At 54.1% G+C, this 21,109-nt stretch carries 15 protein-coding genes; 8 read left to right on the top strand and 7 right to left on the bottom strand.

Translation table 11 applies throughout. From position 1 onward, the window contains the following. Positions 1 to 2: 2 nt before the first annotated feature. Positions 3 to 275: a hypothetical protein gene (locus tag HS105_04265; GenBank protein MBE7515814.1), complete on the bottom strand. Its 273-nt coding sequence runs from the start codon at positions 273 to 275 to the stop codon at positions 3 to 5. A gap of 87 nt (positions 276 to 362) precedes the next feature. On the opposite strand from HS105_04265, the gene hflX reads away from it, so the two are divergent. The 3 genes from hflX to HS105_04280 are packed head-to-tail and all read left to right on the top strand — an operon-like array spanning position 363 to position 4,980. After that, positions 363 to 2,093, top strand: a complete 1,731-nt coding sequence (gene hflX, locus HS105_04270) for a GTPase HflX (GenBank protein ID MBE7515815.1) — start codon at positions 363 to 365, stop codon at positions 2,091 to 2,093. Further along, entirely contained in the window at positions 2,090 to 4,528 is a 2,439-nt protein-coding gene (locus HS105_04275; protein ID MBE7515816.1) for an HDIG domain-containing protein, read from the top strand. The genes hflX and HS105_04275 overlap by 4 nt, the downstream gene beginning before the upstream one ends. Before the next feature lie 5 nt (positions 4,529 to 4,533). Continuing rightward, positions 4,534 to 4,980, top strand: a complete 447-nt coding sequence (locus tag HS105_04280) for a hypothetical protein (protein ID MBE7515817.1) — start codon at positions 4,534 to 4,536, stop codon at positions 4,978 to 4,980. On the opposite strand, the gene HS105_04285 is transcribed toward HS105_04280, so the two are convergent. From HS105_04285 to HS105_04300, 4 genes are all read right to left on the bottom strand, one after another. After that, positions 4,977 to 5,459, bottom strand: coding sequence for an HIT domain-containing protein (locus HS105_04285; GenBank protein ID MBE7515818.1), 483 nt, complete (start codon positions 5,457 to 5,459; stop codon positions 4,977 to 4,979). The two genes, HS105_04280 and HS105_04285, sit on opposite strands and share 4 nt — an antisense overlap. A gap of 8 nt (positions 5,460 to 5,467) precedes the next feature. Next, a complete protein-coding gene (locus HS105_04290; GenBank protein MBE7515819.1) occupies positions 5,468 to 5,746 on the bottom strand; it encodes an HU family DNA-binding protein in 279 nt (92 codons plus the stop codon). A 40-nt stretch (positions 5,747 to 5,786) separates the two neighbouring features. After that, a complete protein-coding gene (locus tag HS105_04295; GenBank protein ID MBE7515820.1) occupies positions 5,787 to 7,919 on the bottom strand; it encodes a 30S ribosomal protein S1 in 2,133 nt (710 codons plus the stop codon). A gap of 248 nt (positions 7,920 to 8,167) precedes the next feature. After that, positions 8,168 to 9,322, bottom strand: coding sequence for a type IV pilus twitching motility protein PilT (locus HS105_04300; GenBank protein MBE7515821.1), 1,155 nt, complete (start codon positions 9,320 to 9,322; stop codon positions 8,168 to 8,170). Positions 9,323 to 9,512: 190 nt separating this feature from the next. On the opposite strand from HS105_04300, the gene HS105_04305 reads away from it, so the two are divergent. Further along, complete coding sequence (locus HS105_04305) at positions 9,513 to 10,541, top strand: gluconolaconase (protein ID MBE7515822.1); 1,029 nt, start codon at positions 9,513 to 9,515, stop codon at positions 10,539 to 10,541. A 56-nt stretch (positions 10,542 to 10,597) separates the two neighbouring features. Here the strand turns inward: HS105_04305 and HS105_04310 are convergent, their stop codons facing one another. Together HS105_04310 and HS105_04315 are read right to left on the bottom strand one after the other, a co-directional pair. Beyond that, on the bottom strand, positions 10,598 to 11,584 hold the full coding sequence (locus HS105_04310; GenBank protein MBE7515823.1) for a DUF2911 domain-containing protein: 987 nt from the start codon (positions 11,582 to 11,584) through the stop codon (positions 10,598 to 10,600). A gap of 103 nt (positions 11,585 to 11,687) precedes the next feature. Beyond that, positions 11,688 to 13,793, bottom strand: a complete 2,106-nt coding sequence (locus HS105_04315) for an elongation factor G (GenBank protein ID MBE7515824.1) — start codon at positions 13,791 to 13,793, stop codon at positions 11,688 to 11,690. Positions 13,794 to 14,158: 365 nt separating this feature from the next. Here HS105_04315 and HS105_04320 point away from each other — a divergent pair, with 365 nt between their 5' ends. The 4 genes from HS105_04320 (at position 14,159) to HS105_04335 (ending at position 21,101) form a co-directional block, all read left to right on the top strand. After that, entirely contained in the window at positions 14,159 to 17,176 is a 3,018-nt protein-coding gene (locus tag HS105_04320) for a VCBS repeat-containing protein (protein MBE7515825.1), read from the top strand. Positions 17,177 to 17,295: 119 nt separating this feature from the next. Beyond that, positions 17,296 to 18,078 carry a class I SAM-dependent methyltransferase gene (locus HS105_04325; protein ID MBE7515826.1) on the top strand — a complete coding sequence of 261 codons (783 nt, stop codon included), beginning with the start codon at positions 17,296 to 17,298 and terminating at the stop codon, positions 18,076 to 18,078. 282 nt (positions 18,079 to 18,360) lie between these two features. After that, positions 18,361 to 20,061, top strand: coding sequence for a tetratricopeptide repeat protein (locus HS105_04330; protein ID MBE7515827.1), 1,701 nt, complete (start codon positions 18,361 to 18,363; stop codon positions 20,059 to 20,061). Then, on the top strand, positions 20,058 to 21,101 hold the full coding sequence (locus HS105_04335) for a UDP-N-acetylmuramate dehydrogenase (protein ID MBE7515828.1): 1,044 nt from the start codon (positions 20,058 to 20,060) through the stop codon (positions 21,099 to 21,101). Before HS105_04330 ends, HS105_04335 begins: the two co-directional genes overlap by 4 nt. Positions 21,102 to 21,109: the final 8 nt, after the last annotated feature.

The raw sequence follows: 21,109 nt of genomic DNA on the forward strand, positions 1-21,109 counted from the left end.
TCCTACGCCTTGGCGTCACCTGCCGTGGCCGCTTCGAGACGCTTGAGTTCGCTTACGAATTCTTCGATCTGAGTGTTCGTGACCTCCATCTGTCGCTTAGAGGCGAGATACGTTTCCCATTCGGATGTGGTTGTCAGCGCTTTCAGCACTTCTTCATCCAAGGCGTGTGACATCACGACGAGCAGGCCGCTCAGGGCTTCATGTCCCTGAAGCAGGTCCTGGATGATCGTGTATGCTAGTTTCGCTTTCGGCAGGCCGATATCATTATCACTCATGGTCACAGTGATTTTACCACAGCAGAATTTCGAACTCGGAAACGCCTGTTTCTGCTATAATTGAGGTTATCTGACGGAGGCGGATTTATTAGTACGATACACGGTTTCACACGCGGTTTGAAACACGATCAGCTTCGCCGCATCGAAAAGCTCGGCACCCGCCGCGTTGCTCCGGATTCGATCGTCTCGCCGGAGTTGGCTCGACAGATGACCGAGCTTTCAAACGAAACAGGGCGGCAGATAGGCGTGCTGCTCAACCGCAAGGGGCAAGTCGAATACGTGATGGTCGGCACCGCGAAGCAGATCGAGTTGCCGGACTTCGGGCGCGCCCGTGTGTCAGAAGGGAGATTTCGCGGACTCAGATGCGTACACACGCATCTGCTTGGCGAAAAGCTTACACAAGATGATCTGACCGACCTTGCTCTGCTGAGGCTCGACCTGATGTCGGCTATACAGGTGAACCGCAAGGACGGACTGCCGGGGCCGGTCTATTCGGCGCATCTCGTTCCGACCAACGCGGCACGGCTCGAATCCGAGCAAGACGCGCTTCCGTACGAGTTCCTTGAACCGGAACATCCCGCACAACTGAATACTAACTTTACGGAGCTTATCAATTCCCTCGAGGACGAAATGGCTCGGGTTCGCCTCGCTGCTCCAAAGCGGCAGGCGGGCCGCGACCGCGCGATCTTGATCGGCGTAACAACGGGCGACATCGAGGCCGAGATCGAGTCGCTTAATGAACTCAAGGAGCTTGCCGGATCTGCTAATGTCGTTATCCTTGATACGGTCATCCAAAAGCGGCCGCAAATAGATGCAAAGACCGTTTTGGGAAAGGGTAAGTTGGATGAGATATTGATACGCTCGATGCGGCTCGGGGCCGACTTGCTTATTTTCGACTCCGAATTGTCGCCGGCACAGGTACGCGTATTGAGCGAAGCAACCGAGTTGAAAGTGATAGACAGGCCGCAATTGATCCTCGACATATTTGCCCAGAGGGCACAGAGCAGGGAAGGTAAGCTGCAGGTCGAACTTGCCCAGCTCAAATACCTTCTGCCCCGCCTTGTCATCGGTCAGAATTCAGCATTCTCGCGTCTTGCGGGCGGCATTGGCGGAAGAGGCCCCGGCGAAACGAAGCTCGAGACCGACCGCCGCCGGGTTCGTGACCGCATCGCTCAGCTCGAACGGCAGGTCGATGCCCTCGGCAGGCAGAGGAACGAGCGGCGAAAGAACCGCGTGCAGAAACATCTGCCGCTGATCTCGCTGGTCGGTTACACTAACGCAGGCAAATCAACGCTTCTGAACACCCTCACGCGATCGAACGTTCATGCCGAGAAGAAGATGTTCGCCACGCTTGATCCGACATCACGGCGTCTTCGACTGCCGTATGACCAAGAGGTTATCATCAACGATACGGTCGGCTTTATCCGCGACCTTCCGGACGCACTCGTCTCTGCATTCCGTGCGACACTCGAAGAGATCGCCGACAGCGACCTGCTCATCCATGTGGTCGATGCATCAAATCCGCGTGTGATGCAGCAGATCGCATCGGTTAATAAGATCATCAGCGACCTGCATTTTGGCGATATCGCTCAACTGATCGTTTTGAACAAGTCGGATCTGCTGTCTGATGATGAGGTTGAGGTTCTAAGGCGGCAGATCGTGCTTGACAGCAGCGCGGCATGCGTGGCAATTTCAGCTATCCGCCGTGAAAGCCTAAGGCCGCTGGTCGATGCAGCCGCCTCACTGTTAAAGGTTGAAAGGCCATCGTACATTTCGGACGAGACAGCGAACACGTCGGCTGCGGCCACTGCTCAATGAAAAAGCGCATCGAGAAAATGAGATCACCGGCTGAGAAGCTGCTTCGGCGGTCATATGATGTCGTGTCAAAACCGCTAACGATGCTGTCTGACACGCAGATCTTCTATGTCGGTTTTGCGCTTTTTTGTCTGATCACGACACTGCTCGTTCACAATCCGCTTTGGCGGGCAGCACCGGAACCTCCTTACAAGGTCGGCGATATCGTGCGGCAAACGGTGATCTCGCCTGCCGATATTAACTACACGGATGCGGCTGCGACGGAACGGCTGCGTGCAGAGGCTCAAACCGCCGTAAAACCGATCTTCAGGTACGAATCGAATAAATCAGAAGCTACGGTTCAAGGCTTTGTTTCGACGTGGGAAAAGCTTCAGCGTTTACGCGACACATCGGAAAAAAGTGCGGGCACTGAGGCAAGATCGCAGGTGAAGTGGGACGGTGCGGGCGGCGCTGAGACCGCACGCGTACTGCTGTCGCGGCAATTCAGCCGGAATGAAATTGATGCGGTGCAGAGTGCATTAAGAGAGAGTTCGACCGGCTACATCTATGATGATTCTGACCGGCAGTACTTTAAGAACCAGGTCTTTGTTTTTGACCGCTCCAAGCCGAATCTTCAATCGAATGTTGCAATGCCGGAAAGCACGTGGACGGCTCTCTCTGCCGCTCGCGATAAGCTTAGGACGAGAATTGAGGCGATCAAGAGCCTTTCCGAGAAGGAAGCTGAGGCATTCTACACAGCTACATCGATAATGATCGAGCCGAGCATCTCTTATGACAGCGTCGCGACCGAAAACGCCAGAGAGACGGCGGCACAGAATATCAAGCCCGCTGCGGTCGTGCTGAAACGCAGTCAGAAAGTGGCTAACCAAGGCGATATCGTTACGGCAGAAATGCTTTCGAACATTGCCGCGGTTCAGAACTACGGAGCCTCGACACGCCAGCTCGGACGTTTTCTCGGCATCCTGCTTTTGGTGATCGGACTTTTCTGGGCGGCTTGGAAATTCGTTCAGCATCGCGGTGTGGTGCCGCGGCTTGCGCTTTCACCCAGAAAGACGTTCGCGCTTATCGGCTTCATTGTCGTGGTGCAGACAGGCGTTGTCGCGGTGCTGTTCAGGCTCGCGGAATTCACCGCCGACCAGAACGTGCAGCCTCCGTATAACGACCCGACACTCTGGGCGCTTGCAATACCTTTCGCCTCCGGCAGCTTGATGATGACGCTGCTTGCCGACAGGCCGACCGCCCTATTCGTAGGCCTTCTGAACGCTCTCATAACGGGCTTTATGGCACCGCGAAGTTTTGAGTTCGCGCTTGTAGCGGCCCTCACATCCGCGGTCGCGGTTTACGGCATCGGGCGCTACCGAAACCGCCAGACCGTTACAATGGCAGGTGCACTTGTCGGTACGGCATGCGTGCCGCTCGCATTGGCATTGATAGCGTATTCACAACAGCCGTTCATTCTGAATACGGTGCTCCTTGCGGTCGCCTGCTCGCTCGCGAGCGGTATAACGACGGCGGCGATCACGTCCGTCCTGCTGCCTATCTGCGAGAACTTTTTCGGTATCCTGACGGACGTAAAACTGCTGGAGCTTTCGAATGCCGATCTGCCGATACTCGGGCAGCTTGCGTTGCGTGCTCCGGGAACCAATCAGCATTCGCACGCCGTCGGACAACTTGCCGAAGAGGCCTGTCGCGTCGTCGGAGCCAACGGCCTGCTCGCACGGATAGGTGCTCTTTATCACGATATCGGCAAGATCGCGGCACCGGAACATTTTGTCGAAAATCAACACGGCCGCAATCCGCACGACAAGCTAAAGCCACTGCAGAGTGCAAAGATCATCATCAGCCACGTAACCTACGGCACAAAACTTGGCCGTGAAATGGGCCTGCCGCAGCGGATCGTTGACTTTATTCCGCAGCATCACGGCACACGCACGCTGCACTATTTTCTTCGCAGGGCTCAGGATTCCGCTCGGCCTGACGAGGAGATATCAGAAAGCGATTTCAGATATCCTGGGCCGAAGCCGCAGTTCAAAGAGGCTGCGATAATGATGATCGCGGATTCGTGCGAAGCCGGTGCACGCTCGCTTGCAGAGCCCACACCGGAGAATATCCGCTTTATCGTTACCAAAATAGTCGATTCGATCTTAGGCGACGATCAGCTTGGCGAGTGCGACCTCACACTGAGGGAATTGACACAGATACGCGAGTCCATGATCCGCTCGCTGATAGCTATTTATCACTCGCGTGTCGATTATCCGGGCTACGTGCCGCCGACGTCCGGGCAGTACAAACTATCGTCAGCAGAAGTAAAGGTTGTGGGCGGCGTACAATTCATCGACCCGAAAGATATTCCCGTAAGTCCCGGCGGTGAGATCGAAGATGAGGCGATCGATCGTTCTGTCGAACCCGGCTTGGCCGATGCAAGATCGGCAAAATAGCCATTATGCTTACACGTTACACATTCTGGCTAACGGCGGCGATCCTGTTTATGTTCCTTGCTGCCGTGCTCCACTCGATAAGTTTTTTTATCGTGCCGGAACTTAGCAATGAATCAGAGCTTCAGCTCTATACGCTCATGACCACATATCGTTCGGATCTTGGGCTTGGCTTTTCGCCGAGTTTATGGGACCTGTTCCGAGCCTTTAGTTTCTGCTTTCCGCTGCTTTGTTTGTCCGGCGGTTCAATGCTTGGTTATTTGCTGTTGAGGCATCTGGGTGAATCGCTTATGCGGCCGCTCATCGCCATTCAGCTTGCGATCTTTGGGGTTTGTTTGATCGTTTTTGTGTTCTTTACTTTCTTTCCGCCCATTGCAATGACGGCGCTGGTCGTAGTCAATCTCGGTCTTGCATATTTCTTTTGTCCGGCAAAGCCTTTTGAAGACGATTTCTAGAAAAGAGGTGCGAGCCTGCGATAAGTGTCCGGCAGGCTTTCAGGAAGGTTGCGCGTCTGGCCGATAGCTGTCATGAAATTGACATCTCCCGTCCATCTCGGCAGAACATGCATATGGTAATGTTCTGCGACACCTGCTCCGGCGGCTTTACCAAGATTCATGCCGATATTCATTCCGTCAGGGTCGTAGGTCTGTGCGATGGCCTCTGCGGAACGCCGCACAAGATCCATCATTTCGTCGGTCGAAGCTTTTGAGGCGGCAACAGGTGATGCGGTGTGATCGAAGGGGACGACCATCAGATGGCCTGATGTGTAAGGATAGATATTGAGTACCACAAAGTTGAACTCGGCCCTGTGGAGGATAAAATTATCCTCGTCAGTAGCCGAGTTCTGAAGTATCCCGCAAAAAGCGCACTTCGCTGATGAAGCTGAGGCTTTTGTGATGTAGTCGTAGCGCCAAGGGCTCCAAAGGACATCCATGGCGGCTCCTAAGCGTTGTTGATCAGCTCCTTGAGTTCCTTGCCGGGCTTGAAATAGGCAACACGCTTTGCCGGTATCTCGACAGGATCACCGGTCTTGGGATTTCGGCCCTTGCGCGAGTTGCGTTCGCGAACACGAAAACTGCCAAATCCGCGAAGCTCGATCTTTTCACCCTTATTCAGCGAATGCGTGATGCTGTCGAAGATTATCTCGACAAGCTGCTCGGCATCCTTTTTGGTCATGTCCGCTTCGCGGGCAACTCTCTCAACCAGATCGGCTTTTGTCATTTGCTATCTGTTCTCCGTGATGAAATATGGCACGGCTTTTTTACGCAGACTGCGTCTCCGAATCTTCGGCGGCGGCCTGCTCAGCAACAGGGGCTTCTGCTGCCGGTTCCACTACGGTTGCTTCTTCCGCCTGAACTGCATCGGTTGCCGCAGGTTCCTCGACGGCGGCAGATGCTTCAGTCTCGGCCTCGGCTGATGCGTCAGCCGAACTCGCCTCGTCGGCGCTCGCCGCATCTGCCGCGGCCGCTGCTTCCTTAGCGGCGTATTCCTCGGCCCGTTGGCGTTTTGCCTCAGCCTTAGCACGCTTTTTCTCTTCCGGATCGACGTCGGCCGGAGCATCTTCTCCGGCATTGCCGAGTCTCAGATTCGCAAGCTCGCCGAGCGATGCCATGCCGCCTTTCGCTTCGGTCGAGTACATTCTTGAATCAACGATCGGCTCGTCATCTTTACCGACCGCGCGGTGCGAAAGTCCGATCTTCTGCTCGACCTGATCGATGCGCAGGATCTTGAAGTCCATTTCCTGGCCGACCGATGCGATCGACTCGGGCCGATCGACCCTTTCGTCCGAAAGTTCAGAGATATGGCAAAGGCCCTCAAGTCCCTCATCAAGCTCAACAAAGACGCCGAAATTCGTAAAACGCGTAACCTTGCCCTTGATCGTGTCGCCTGCACGGTGGGTCGCCGCGAATGTCTCCCAGACGCTCGGCGTAAGATCCTTCATTGAAAGCGAAAGACGCTGACCGGCTTTATCGATCGCCGTAACGACAGCATCGACCTCTTGATCCTTCTTCAGCACATCCTTCGGATGTTTGATCTTTTTCGCCCAAGTAATGTCAGAGACATGAACCAGGCCGTCGATACCCTCTTCGATCTCGACGAACGCTCCGAAATCAGTAAGGCTGCGTACGCGGCCATGTATCTTTGTGCCGATCGGATACCGAAGATCGACCGTCGCCCACGGATTCTCCTGGAACTGCTTCATTCCGAGGCTGATGCGTTTTTCTTCAGTATCGACGCCCAGCACCTGGACCTCGACCACATCGCCGCGGTTAAAGAGTTTCTTGGGGCTTTGAGCCCTGCGTGTCCACGAGATCTCTGAGACGTGAACCAGGCCTTCGACGCCCGGTTCGAGTTCGACGAATACGCCATAGTCGGTAACGGACGAAACCGTTCCTTTGACCTTGGAATTTACCGGATAGACCTCGATAACGGTTGACCACGGGTCGGGAAGGAGTTGTTTATAGCCGAGCGAGATCTTATCCTTCTCACGATCGAGCTTAAGTATCTTGACCTGGATATGATCATCGACCTTGAACATATCGCTCGGGTGACGAAGCCTGCCCCAGGACATATCCGTTACGTGCAGCAGTCCGTCGATACCGCCGATATCGACAAAAGCGCCGTACTCGGTGAGGTTCTTAATGGTGCCTTCGACAACATAGCCTACATCTACCTTTGAAAGGGTCTCCAACTTCTGCTCGTTGATCACCTCATCGGTCAGGACCTTTCGCGAAAGGACGACATTGTTGCGCCGACGGCTGAATTTGATGATCTTTGCTTCGATCTGCTGGCCTTTATATTGGTCGAGGCCATGTATCGGCCGTGAATCGATCTGCGAACCGGGCAAGAACGCCTCGACGCCGTTCACGTCAACGCGAAGGCCGCCCTTCGTCTTGTCGATCACGGTTCCGACAACAGGTGTGCCGTCGTGAAATGCCTTTTCGAGTTCGCCCCACGCCTTGCGGCCGATAGCGTCGGTGCGGGAAAGTACCGGCGGTCCGTCACCTGAATGGAGGCTCTTGAGCACGACCTCGACCTCGTCGTCAACGTTTACGCTGACCTGACCGTCTTCACCGAGAAACTCCTCGATCGGAGCCATTCCTTCGCTCTTGTAGCCAAAATCGATCAGGATCCCGCGATCGGAGATCCCGACGACCTTGCCCTGGACAAGTTCACCCGGCTGGTATGCCGTTTGTTCCTGTTCGAACTCTTTAAGGATGGCGCCGAAATCGACATCGCCGGAGGGCGATGTTTCGTCAACAGCGACAGCGGTTGCTGTCGGTTCGGTGGTTGTGGCCTCAGCGGCCGCTGCTTGTGTCGTTTCGATCGTGTCTGTGGCCGCAGGTTCCTGTACGGGAGTTTCCTCGACCTCGTTAATAACCTCGTTTGTCATTTACCGGTAAATAAGCTTCCTTTTTTTGATCTGCTGCACCTAAACGCGCGTCCGTGCAGCTTCTTACCAGATCGAATCGTCTAAATACTACTCGGGCCTGATGGACATAAGCGTCAATGAGGGCTTTTCGCTCGATGTGGTAAACCTTGAATTTATACGCAATCGGGTGCTTCTGTCAAGACTTCACCACGCAAAAGCCTTAGAAAATAAATATTTTAGGCGATTTTGGACGTGGGTGATGCTGGCCGTCAATGTCGGGTTATTATGTCACCGATCCTTCCGACGCCGCTTGATCGTTCCATTTCTTCCTTTGCAATGGTCGTGGTGTTGTGGATGCCGGCAAGGCGAAGGCGGAATTCATCCGGATTTGTTGAGCCGCGAAGTGCCTCGTCAAGCGAGATAAGGCCTGACTGGTATAGGTAGAATAGCGATTGATCGAACGTCTGCATTCCATACTGCGAAGTGCCGGCGGCGATCGCATCACGAATTGCGTTGGTCTTGTCTTCGTGAAGGATGTAATCGCGTATGAGCGGCGTCGAGATCAGCACTTCGACAGCCGGTATCCGGCTGTTGCCCTTTGCTGAACGCATCAACCGCTGTGAGACTACCGCACGCAGAAGGCCTGCAAGCTGTATCCTTACGCTCCGCTGTTGATATGGCGGAAATGCTGAAATGATTCGGGTTAGAGTTTCTGAAGCATCGAGCGTATGCAGAGTTGATAGGACGAGATGCCCGGTTTCTGCCGCAACAAGGGCCGTCTCAATGGTCTCAAGGTCGCGCATTTCGCCCACGAGTATCACATCCGGATCCTGACGAAGGCTGCCGCGCAATGCCTCGGCAAAGTTGCGCGTGTCCACATCGACCTCACGCTGCGTCACGAATGATTGTTTGTCCTTGTGGAGGTACTCGATCGGATCCTCGATCGTAACAATGTGGCAGTTTCGGTTTTGATTGATGTGATCGACAATGGCGGCAAGCGTGGTCGATTTGCCCGAACCGGTCGTTCCCGTAACAATTACAAGTCCACGCCGCTCTTCGGCAACGTTTGACAGTATCGGCGGCAAGCCCAATTCAGCGAACGAGCGTATCGAATCGGATATTACGCGGGCGACGATACCGATCGAGTTGCGCTGCTGAAAGATATTCACGCGAAATCTCCCCAACCCCGGAACACCGTAGCCGATATCGACCTCGAAAGCCTCTTTGAAATGCTGCTTCTGCCTGTTCGACATCATCGAGAACGCCATTTCGAGCGTCTCATCCTGCGACATTTTGGCAACGCCGGTGAGCGGCTTAAGCTCGCCCGTTACGCGGATGACAGGAAATGAGCCTGCCCGCAGGTGCAGGTCAGAGGCACCAAAGCTCATGGCCATTCTCAGAAGGTCGTCTATTCGCGTGGACATACGGCTTGCGACGGATAAGGAGGTTCAGCGGCCAAGGGCAACATGCGCCCGAAAAATGCTGAGGTTGGCCGCGGAACGATTACTAAATCACAGTTTAGACCTAATTGATCAAAATGGTCAACAAGTTTTTGACGTGAATCCGCATACGTATTCGACAACCCGAAACTCCAGAACGTAGAATCGAACCTGAATGAGCATCATTCCAAAGGTCAATTCGATATATCCAAAGTTTGCTATACCCGGCGGCGAAATATCGATCAACTGTGAGGGCTTCACGGTTGATCATTATCGCGGTTTTTCGGTCATCATCGGCGGCAGGCGGGCCGAGATATCATCGGCATCTTCTACGCACATCCTTGTCCGTGTTCCCGAGGGCATAGAACGCTCCGAAACGGAACTCATATTAAGCTCTGGCGGTGTGCAAAGTGCGCCGGTACGGTTCATTGTCGGACGCTTGATCGTGAGTGATATGCATATCGTGGCAAATCCCGCGGTCGATCCTGATGATGATTCGATCATCGTTACCCGATCGGGCGGCCGGGGTCAGCAGCTCGATGCAACGCTCTTTCGCGTCCGCGGGGATGGTGACGTTGAGGAAATGGCGGATGCGATCTTGAACCCGACCGGCGTTGCGTTCGGTCGTGACGGGACCCTTTACGTTACCGCGCGTGCGGAAGGCGAGGTCTATTCGATCGATCGCAGAGGCAGATCGAGCCTCCACGCCACGGGCTTAGGGGTTGCAACGGGGATCGCATTCGATCCGCAGGGTCAGATGTATGTGGGCGACCGAACCGGTACGATCTATCGTGTGGACAGCTTTTTCAACATTAGCGTATTCGCCTCGCTTGAGGCGTCGATCGCCGCATATCATCTGGCTTTTGGTCCGTCCGATCACCTATTCGTAACATCGCCGGGACTTGCGAGCCACGATCGTATATTCGATATTGACAAAGATGGCTCAAAGACCGCTTTCGGTATGGGTTTCGGCCGTCCGCAAGGTCTTGCGTTCGATACTGAAGGCAGGCTTTATGCCGCTGCGTGTTATCAGGGGCGGCACGGAATAGTCCGAATTTCGGCGGATCGAGGCTCGGTGAGCCATTTTGTTGCGGGGAACAATGTGATCGGCCTCTGCTTTTCTCGGAACGGTGAAATGCTTGTCGCTACCGGCGACAGCCTCTATTCGGTGCCGTGCGGCTTGCAGGGCACACTCCTGAGCTAGATCAAAAGGCCGCGAACTGATAGGTTCGCGGCCTTTGTTTCATCATTCAGCCTAAGCTATTGCTTCGCTTTCAGATCATCGATCTGCTTCTCTACGTTCTTAAGGTCATCGGGCTTCGCACCGGACCTTTTGCCTTCCGCAAGTGCCTTTTCGGCCGTTGCGAGAGCTTCTTTGTGGCGTCCAAGCCCGGTAAGGATCGTCGCTTTCTGGCGAAGGTCGCCGAATGCAGCCTTCTTTGCGATGCGCTTATCGACGGCACGCAGAGCCTGTTCGAGAAACTCCTTTCCGGCATCGGTAAAGCCGTTCGTCCTTGCCCAGTTCGCTGCGGCCATCGGTGTTGCAGCATCATCGGGCTTTGCTGCAGCGGCAACCTCGCGAATGTGGCCGAGAGCTTTGGAATTAAGATCTTTGACCTCGATCGTAAAGGGCACACGCAGTTTTTCCCATTGCAGGCTGATCGTTGCCGTCGCGGTTGCCTTGCCGTCGGCCGAGACGGCCGGCTCGATCGCATAGGTTAAAAATTCGGTGTTCGACTTAAGCCATTCGGGCTTTACGGTTACGCGAAGGGCGTCCTTTGCCGCATCATATCCGAAGCTGCCCCATTGGCCATCATCCTTGTTAAAGATCACCGTGAATTCCTTCGTTCCGGGGATCATATGCAGGCTGTAGCTGCCTTTCGGCAAGGGCTTGCCGTTTATCAGCACATCATCGTTCACGGCAAAGACGGTCGCCTCGTTCGCTCCCGCACGCCATACGTGGCCATAAGGTACGATAGGCTCGCCGGTCTTCCGAAGGATCTGATTGTCCAGCGTTCTTTCGCCTTGGCCGCGCTCGACCATTTCCGGAGGTGCGTTGTCGAAGATATGACGTCCTCTGACCGACGGCCGGCTGTACGTGATCGAAATATCGGTTAGGCCGAGCCGTTGCATAACAACTGCTTTCTGGCTGACCTGCGGTGTCTGAAGCCGCTGTGCACTCGCAAGCGAAACGCCTGCGATTAGAATTGATAATCCAAAAATAAATGAAATAGCGTGGTTTTTCATAATAACTCCTAAGGTCACAGATCCGGCCCCGATAGGCCCTGTTGTGTGCAAAGCCCCGCGCTTGGCAGGGCTTTGCGTGTCCTCGCTTTAGCTGAACGTGCGATCATTCGTCGTCATCCTGAGCACGTACACGCCCGGATGCAACTGCTTCATCAACGACCTTCTGCGAAAGATTGGCCGGAAGCGGATCGTAGTGCGAGAACTGCATATGATACGAGCCGCGCGCCTGCGTTACACTGTTCAGCTTCGATTGATAATCAAGCATTTCCGAAAGCGGCACCTTTGCCTTGATGACCTGCTGTTTGCCGCGCATTTCCATACCGCTGACGCGGCCGCGGCGTGAGTTCAGATCGCCCATGATATCTCCCGATACTTCCTGCGGCGTGAAGACCTCGACATCCATTATCGGCTCGAGAAGTGTCGGCTTCGCTTTTTCCATTGCCGCGCGAAAGGCCTTGCGTCCGGCGGCCCTGAACGAATGTTCGTCCGAATCGACCGTGTGATAGCTGCCGTCGATCAGCGTAACGCGAAAATCGACCAGCGGATAGCCGGCAATAGCTCCGCCTTGGGCGGCTTCGAGAATGCCTTTTTCAACCGCAGGGCGGAAGTTCTGTGGTATCGAACCGCCGAATATCTTATCGACCCACTCGAAGCCGGCACCGCGTTCAAGCGGTTCGAAGATGCATTTGCAGTCGCCGAACTGTCCGCGGCCGCCGGACTGTTTCTTGTGCCTGCCCTGAACCTCGGCAGTCGCCGTGATCGTCTCCTTGTACGGGACCTTGGGGGGATGAAGCGTTACTTCGACGTGGTAACGGTTCTTCAGCTTGTCAACGACCGTCTCGATATGAAGCTGGCCGCTGCCCGAAAGGATGAATTCCTTGGTCTGAGCATCACGATCAAAGTGCAGGCTCGGATCTTCTTCAAGGATCTTGTTAAGCGCTTGCGAGATCTTGTCCTCGTCGGCCCGCGACTTCGGCTCGATGGCGAATGCGATAGCGGCCTCAGGATATTCGACCTTGGGATAAACGATCGGATGTGCCTTGTCGGAAAGAGTGTCGCCGGTATGAGTTTCCTTAAGTTTAACGCATGCAATGATATCGCCGGTTTGTGCCGAATCTACCTTATCGAGGGTCTTGCCGGAGATGACGTGCAGTGCACCGAGGCGTTCTGCCGTGTCGCGGGTCGTATTTTGAACCGTCGCATCAGAGGCTATTTTCCCGCTGACGACTTTCATTACAGTGATGCGGCCCGCGAACGGATCGGCGATCGTGCGAAAGACATAAGCCGAGAACGGTTCGTCATTCGAGTATTTGCGCGAGATCCGATCGCCGGACATCTCGTTGTCAACAAAGCCATACTCGGCCTCATGCGTTGCCGGATTCGGGGCGAATTCCACAATGTGGTCGATCAGGATCGAAAGCCCGACAAACGTTGTTGCCGAGACGGCATAAACGGGGCAAAGTTTGCTCGATGCGATCGCCTTTGCGAGGTTCGGATAGATCTTTTCCTCGGGAAGGGTGCCGTTCTCAAAGTACTCTTCCATAAGCGCATCGTCGCTCTCGGCAACGATCTCGATAAGGCGTTCGCGGGTGCGCTCAAAGATGTCGCGGCCTTCTTCAGGCATCGGAATTTCTTTTGCTTTTCCGGCGGAGTCGAACTCATACGCCTTCTGGTGCACAACATCGACGACGCCCTTGAAGTCGGCCTCTTTACCTATCGGCAGCGTAAAGGGAACGATCGACCGGGCAAAACTCGATGTTGCGGTCTCAAGAGCGTGGCCGAAATCGGCGTGCTCCTTGTCTATCTTGTTGATGACCATGAACCGCGGCAGCAGGAACTCGTTGGCATACTGCCAGGTCTTTTCGGTCTGAACCTCGATGCCGTGAACCGCATCGACGACCACGAGGGCACAATCCGAAACACGAAGTGCCGGGCGAGCATGCGCGACAAATGCCGCGTAGCCCGGCGTGTCGATCAAATTTATCTTTGCGTCGCCTGATTCTAAATGAGCGAAGTTATTGTTAAGCGAGATTTTTCTGGATATTGAATCTTCTTCGTAATCGGTTACGGTCGTGCCCTCGTCCACTTTTCCCCAGCGTCCGGGCGCACCTGAAACGTGCAGCATCGAACTGACGAGTTGGGTTTTACCCGCGTCGCCGTGTCCGATGACAGCAAGGTTCCTGAGGTTCTCAGTTGTAAATGCTTTCATCGTCGGCAAGATCTCCTAGAATAAGTAGAATTACGAATTACGAGCCGAATTTTCTTTGGCTGAATACGCATTGCCGATCAAATATCGACGCCGCACAACCTTGCAAAGCCCGGCCACTCTGTTGGTCAAGTCTAAATGTAAACATAACCTGCTTCAATATCAAGGCACTTCGCTTGTAAATGTCCGCACCGCTCAGTTCGAACCGGCTTGTTCCAGTAAGGCGGCAAAGTGGCGAGGCTGTCCGGTTTACGCGCGGGAGTGAATATCCTGTCAGAGGCGATCCCAAATTATGATAAAGTAAAAAAGATCAAGCACGGTCATTTCGGTGTCAGCAACGTATCGAAATGGTATAGAGGTAAGGGCTAATGTTACGAGTACTTTCGCTATTTGTCATTTTGGTTACGGTGTTGTTTGCGGTTGTGTCTGCCGGCGGGCAGACAACGGTTGATAATACATTTAAGGCGGTACCCGCCAAAACATCATCTGAGACCATGATCCAGCAGGTTGTTCAGCCTGACGGCAGGGTCATAGTGTTTGCCCCGAAAATGGTGATCGGCGGCGTCCCGCGCGGCGACATCCTGCGTTTGAATACGGACGGTTCGCTTGATACGACATTCAATTACTGTGCATGTGCACTTACGTCTGTCACTCATGTGAAACTTGGTACTGACGGCAAGATTTATGTTGGCGGTGTGGTGCCGACAGCGACAAAAATTGTTCGCTTAAATTCAGACGGCAGCATCGATTCGACTTTTGATCCGCCGGCAGGGTCGAACTCTTCACAGATCACATTGAATACCGTGCAGGCCGATGGCAAGGTACTCGCGACAATCAGAGCTTCCTATCTTGGATATACGCAGATCAGTCTATACAGGTTCAACACAGATGGTTCACAGGACGCTGGTTTTACACCAATCTCGATCGCCTCGGGCAGGGCAGTGTGGGCTTCCGTCAGTATCGGAACGCTTCCCGACGGCCGCTTCTTTCTTGGAAATACCTCAGGGTCAATGGGTTCAGTTGTCACGCTGACACGGCGAAACGCCGACGGAACAATTGATGGGGCCTGGAATGCCCCATCGTTCGTTTCGGCGAATTCCCCATCTGATGTCGCAATATCCGAAATATCTGTCGTTGATGATGGCAGTATTTACGTTGCGGGCCGATGGAATTCGGTTAACGGTATGCAGAAGAGCAACCTGGTACATTTGCTCAGCGCCGGTAACGTCGATATGAATTTTGGCTCACCGGCGGTCCTTCGGGGCACGCAAGTAAAGGCATTGCCAACCGGCAAGGTATTCTTCTCAGGCAATACTGACATTTCCGGCATTTCCAAGATATTCCGCCTGAATGCGGATGGCACCATCGACGGAACCTATTCACAGGACGCTTCAGTTAGCAGCATCAGCAATGCTTGGGCGGCAGATATAAGCCAAAGAGTTGTTTTTGTCGGCATGACCGCGAACGGCCCAATGTTTATGCGTCTTCAAGGTGACGGTTCGCTCGACGCATCGTTCGCACCGTCTATCGATTATTACGGAACTGTCAGTGTTCTTGCACGGCAGGATGACGGTAAAGTGCTTGTAGCTGGGGAATTTACGCAGATGAACGGCGTTGCGCGCAACGGCTTTGCACGCGTCAACACCGACGGAACACTCGATCTCACATTCAACCCCGGAACAGGATTCAGCTCGGTACCGAACAAGATAGTTGTGCAGGGCAACAAGATCTTGGCGGTCGGCCCATTTACCGCATACAACGGCACTGCGGTGGCCCGGATCGTCAGGTTGAACAGCGATGGCTCGATCGACAACACTTTCTCAGCCGGTACGGACCAGGAGGTACTGGATATTTCTCTGCAAACTGACGGCAGGATATTGATCGGCGGAAAGTTTACGCAGGTGAATTCGACCGCTCGTACAGGAGCAGCACGGCTCGAGTCGAACGGCACGCTTGATGCCTCGTTCGCCCCCGTGATCGGCAACTGGGGTATCTATCAGATAATGCAGGAGCCCGGTAACAAGATCATCGTCGCAGGAAGCTTTAGCGGAGTGAACGGCTTTAACCGTTCGAATTTCGTACGGCTTAACATTGACGGCTCACTCGATCAAACGTTCAACGCAAGCGTAGGCACCGTCGGAAAGGTTATTAGACAGAGCGACGGCAAATACGTTATCGGGATCGGAGCTCCGGTCTTCCAACTGGATCGCCGCAACGCTGACGGTACTGATGACCCGAGCTTTACGCCGGACTACATAGACGTACCGTCGGGCAACGTAAAGGTCCGTGAGATCGTCCTTCAGCCTGACGGCAGCCTTCTGATCGCAGGCAGATTTGACACCGTCGGCGGCAGACCAAGGCGGAATTTTGCAAGGCTTGCTCCGAACGGAAAGGCCGATGCATTGTTCAGCCTCTCGGGAGCGGATGAGGAGATAAAAGCTCTTATTGCAGATGAGCCGGAAAAACTGGTCGCTGGTGGCGACTTCTCAACCATATTTGATGTGTCAAAGCCCGGGATCGCGCGGCTCAATATCGGGCAATATCGTGCCAAGACGAATTTTGATTTCGACGGTGACGGCCGGGCCGACTTTACGGTTTATCGCCCGTCAACCGGAAATTGGTACGAATTATTCAGCAACAACAACGGTTATACGGCTCCGGTCTTCGGCCTTCCGGGCGATATACCGGTTCCGGCTGATTATGACGGCGACGGGATCACAGACGAGGCGATATTTCGCCCGTCCGACGGCTATTGGTGGTACAGGAGCAGTATAGACAATGCTCAGCGGGCGGCTCAATATGGTATGGCAGGCGATCAGCCGCGTCCGGGCGACTTCGATAATGACGGCAAGGCCGATTATATCGTCTATCGCCCGTCAAATAATACTTGGTATCGTTTAGGCTCAACGTTCGGGCCTGTCGCACCATATGTCTTTGGCCTTCCAGGCGATATTGCCGTGATCGGCGATTTTGACGGTGACGGGAAGGTTGACCCGGCGGTTTTCCGTCCGTCATCCGGCGATTGGTGGTATGCAGCTACTAGCCAATCGATGCTGCATCGAGCGATGCATTGGGGAGCTAACGGCGATATTCCGGCTCCGGCAGACTTTGACGGCGACGGCAGGGCAGACTTTGCAGTATTTCGTCCATCGACGGGCGTCTGGTATGTCTATTTTTCCGCGACGAATACGTGGGCGATACAAGCTTTCGGACTGAATGGCGATAGGCCGGTTCCGGCTGACTATGACGGCGACGGGCGAGCTGATATTGCCGTATTCCGGCCGTCGACAGGCATCTGGTATGTTAGTCTCTCAGGCGGCGGCCTCAGCGGAGTGCAATGGGGTGTCTCGACCGATATTGCCATACCGAACGCCTTTTTGCCTTGACCAAGCGCTTTCCTTTTGCGACGAAGGCGCTATCTAGGCTGTCGTACCTTCGCTAAATTCTGAATACCTTTTTACTCGGCGTCTGCTGTGGTAATATCTGCCTTCGCGCTTTTGTCTCTATGAGCAATTTTCACGAAAGGCTTGCCGCACTCGATATATCCTTGTTTGACGCCATTCAGAGCCAGTCCACCGATGATGACCGGCGCTCGCTTCTCGCTGTTGAATTGGCGGCGGGCGGTCTAAAAAGCGGCTACACATATCTTGAGATCGGTTCGTATCTTGGCGGCAGCATTCAGCCGCATCTTTTGGATGAACGCTGCGGGCGTATCTATTCGATCGACAAGCGTCCGGAGGCGCAGCCGGACGCACGCGGCTTCGATTGGGTGTATCAAAACAACTCGACCGAGCGGATGCTGGAGCTTCTTCGAGGTGTCAGTCCCGATCTTGACAAGATAACGGCGATCGATGGCGATACGACGGAGATCTCGCCCACGCAGATCACGGAAAAGGTCGATCTGTGCTTCATCGACGGCGAGCATACCGACAATGCTGTTTTTCGCGACTTCCGCTTTTGCCTCGATGTGCTTGCTGACAGCGGAGCGATCATATTTCACGATTCTCAGATAACGTACAACGGGATATTGGACTGTACCGCTTATCTCGATAGGCAGAACGTAACGTACAAAGCATATCCGCTGCCGAGCTGCGCATTCGTGGTCGAGATCGGCGATTTTCCGCTCCATCGAGAGCCATGCATTGCCGACCTCTTTACAAGAGGGCATCTGAGCTACCTATGGTCGCTTAATTACAACGACAATTATCGACGCTTCGCCAATCGTTTCCCGTTCGGTTTCCTCAGGCGGACGCTGATCAAGTTTCGCGGTTCGAATGTCAGCCGCTAGAGCAGCAGCTTCGTGCTAAAATGCTTGAAAATCGTGTGATGCCGGCCTGTTGGTGCAATTTTTACGCCAAGCAACGTCTAAAGTTGTCGAGCATCTGAATTATCAGGTGGAATTCGCATCCAATTTCTTTATTTCGGAGTGCAGACAATGCTTAAAAAGGGTTCTCTGAGGCAGCAAACAGCGGCGGCCGTTTTGTTGTTTTCGCTATTATTTTCGGCCATTGAAGTTTCGGCGCAAGACCTTGTCTCAACCTCGGATCTTACAGCCGGAGCGAGCGTTTTTGTGCTTCGAAGCAGCTCGCGGTCGAAGAGTTCATCCGCGATCGCTTCTCGTTCAAAGGCACAAAAGGCGGCAACCGCGCAGAGGATCCGCAAACAATACGAAAGAAGTGCCGCAATAACGCCGAAACGTCCGCGGCTTGAGGTCGTTACGCCCGATCAGGTTCCCGTAAATATCAAGTCGGTGCCGCCGGCGAAGGCCTCTGTCCTGTTCGCGGGTGTCGGTGAGTATTATCTCAACCGAAGCGATTTCGACAACTCGATCAATTTCTTCCGCGAGGCGACCGAGATCGATCCCTCCAATACAAAGGCAAAGCAGGGGTTGAGCGAGGTCTTGGCGACAAAAGGCAATGAACTGCTGCGAAAAGATCAGGCCGCCACCGCTAAGGCATACTTCCTTGAAGCCCTAAAATATGACCCGAAGAATGCCGCGGCATATTTCGGCCTTGGCGATTCATTTTCAGAATTGAACGTCGATGACGATGCGATCGCGAATTACGAAAAGGCGCTTGCCGCCGACCCGTCACTGACCGAGATCTATGTGCCGCTCGGCATCCTGTACTTTCAAAAAGGCGAGATCGCAAAGGCTGACAGCTTCTTGACAAAGGCCGTTGCGGCGTCTGAGGACACGGCCGAGACGCAGCTCTTCCTTGGTATGATCCGCGCATCGCAGAACCGGAACACTGAGGCACTGGCAGCCCTTACAAAAGCCAGGACGCTGGACCCTACAATGGCCGAGGCCGCCTATCAAAAGGGCTTGATCTTAATGCGTTTGGGGCAACTCGATAATGCGATCAGTGAATTCAAGGCCGCGAATACGCTGAAGAATAACTATTTTGATGCATGGCTGGCGCTTGGCGACGCGCAATATGCAAAGCAGGATTACATATCTGCGATCGCATCTTATCAGCAGGCAAAACGCCTGAAAAATGACAATGTTGACGCTGTTACCGCACTTGCCGATGCTCAGCGGATGGCGGGCAAATTCAACGATGCTGCAGGCTCTTACGATCTCGCGATAACACTTCTGACCAGAAAGCAGGGTTACGACACGAAGGTGGCAGCCGATCTTTACAGCAAGAAAGGCTTTGTCGTCGGGCAGCAATGTATGCTCGATTTTGCCCGTGTCGTTGCCTGTTCGTGGTCAACTGCAACGAGCGCGTTGGAAAAGGCTATCCAACTTGGCGGCGGCGATCCTGCGGACTTTGCTAATCTCGGTTGGGCCTACTACAACGCATCGCGTATCGATGCCGCGCAAAAGCGCGATGCCGATCGCGCTGCAAAGTTGCGGCTTGCATTGGCGAACCTCGAAAAAGCGGTCGCTGCGAACCCAAAGTTCGTCGCCGGGCCGCTGCTGAATCTCGGTATCGTTCGCGGTGAACTCGGCGATCAGACAGGTGCGATCGACGCCCTAAAGAAGGCGAGTGAGAAGCAGCCGGATTGGGCCATTCCGCTCAACGAGCTTGGCATAGCGTATCGAAATCAGAACAACTTCAAGGAAGCCGTCTCATGGTTCCGAAAAGCTGTGGCAAAGGATGATAAGTTAGCCGCGGCACATTTCAATCTGGGCGAAAGCCTATATCGAAGCGGCGATACAAAAGCTGCTAAGAAGGAGATCGACATCCTGACCAAGCTCGGTAGTAAAGACCTCGCAGCCAGGCTTCGGTTGATAGTCAGCGGTGCCGTGCTAAAGCCGCTTCCGTGACCGAATTGAAGATTTTGGAAAATATCGAGCTTGCTCCGCTGACGACCTTCAAAATAGGCGGGCGTGCTCGCTATTTTTGTGCGGTCGATTCCGAAGAAGCTCTGCTCTCCGCACTGAACTTTGCAAATGAACGCAGCATGCCGGTGTTCGTGCTCGGCGGCGGAAGCAATATCCTGGTCTCGGATAGTGGGTTTAACGGGTTGGTCGTGCAGATCGATCTGAAGGGAATAGTGTCGCGGCACGATGGCAGCGCCGAGGCCGTTACCGCAATGGCCGGCGAGCATTGGGACAGCTTCGTGGAGTACTGCGTCAAGCGGCAACTCGCGGGCATTGAGTGCCTTTCCGGCATTCCGGGCCGTGTAGGCGGAACTCCGATACAGAATGTCGGTGCGTACGGGCAAGATGTGTCCGAGGTAATTCGCAGTGTTCGATGCCTCGACAGAAGCGACCACTCGATCGTCGAGTTCGCAAACGCTGACTGCCGCTTCAGCTATCGGAAAAGCCGCTTTAATACTACCGATGCCGGCCGTTACGTCGTTTTGACTGTAACATACGGGCTTCGCCGAGGCGGTGTTCCGAGTGTCGTGTACAAGGACATCCGAGAGCACTTCGGCAGCGCCGAACCTACACTTGAAGAAGTGCGAAACGCCGTGATCGATATTCGACGGGCAAAGTCAATGGTAGCCGACGATTCAGATGTTAACTCGAACAGTGCCGGTTCTTTTTTTAAGAATCCTGTTATTGCAAGGGCAAAGTTCGATGAACTCGCAGACACTTATGCCGACGTGCCGCATTATCCTGCCGACGGTTCCGATATAAAGATCCCGGCGGCATGGCTCATAGAGCAGGCCGGTTTTCATAAAGGTTTTCGTAAAGGCAGTGCGGGAATTTCGGCAAAACATACGCTTGCCCTCGTCAATTGTGGAGGTGCGAGCGCCGCTGATATCATCGGATTGAAGGACGATATTCAGGCCGCAGTGCTCGCAAAGTTTGATATCGACCTTATTGTCGAGCCGATATTTGTCGGATTTGACGAATAAGTTGATCG

Source organism: Chloracidobacterium sp. (genome assembly GCA_015075585.1).
GTDB lineage: Bacteria > Acidobacteriota > Blastocatellia > Pyrinomonadales > Pyrinomonadaceae > OLB17.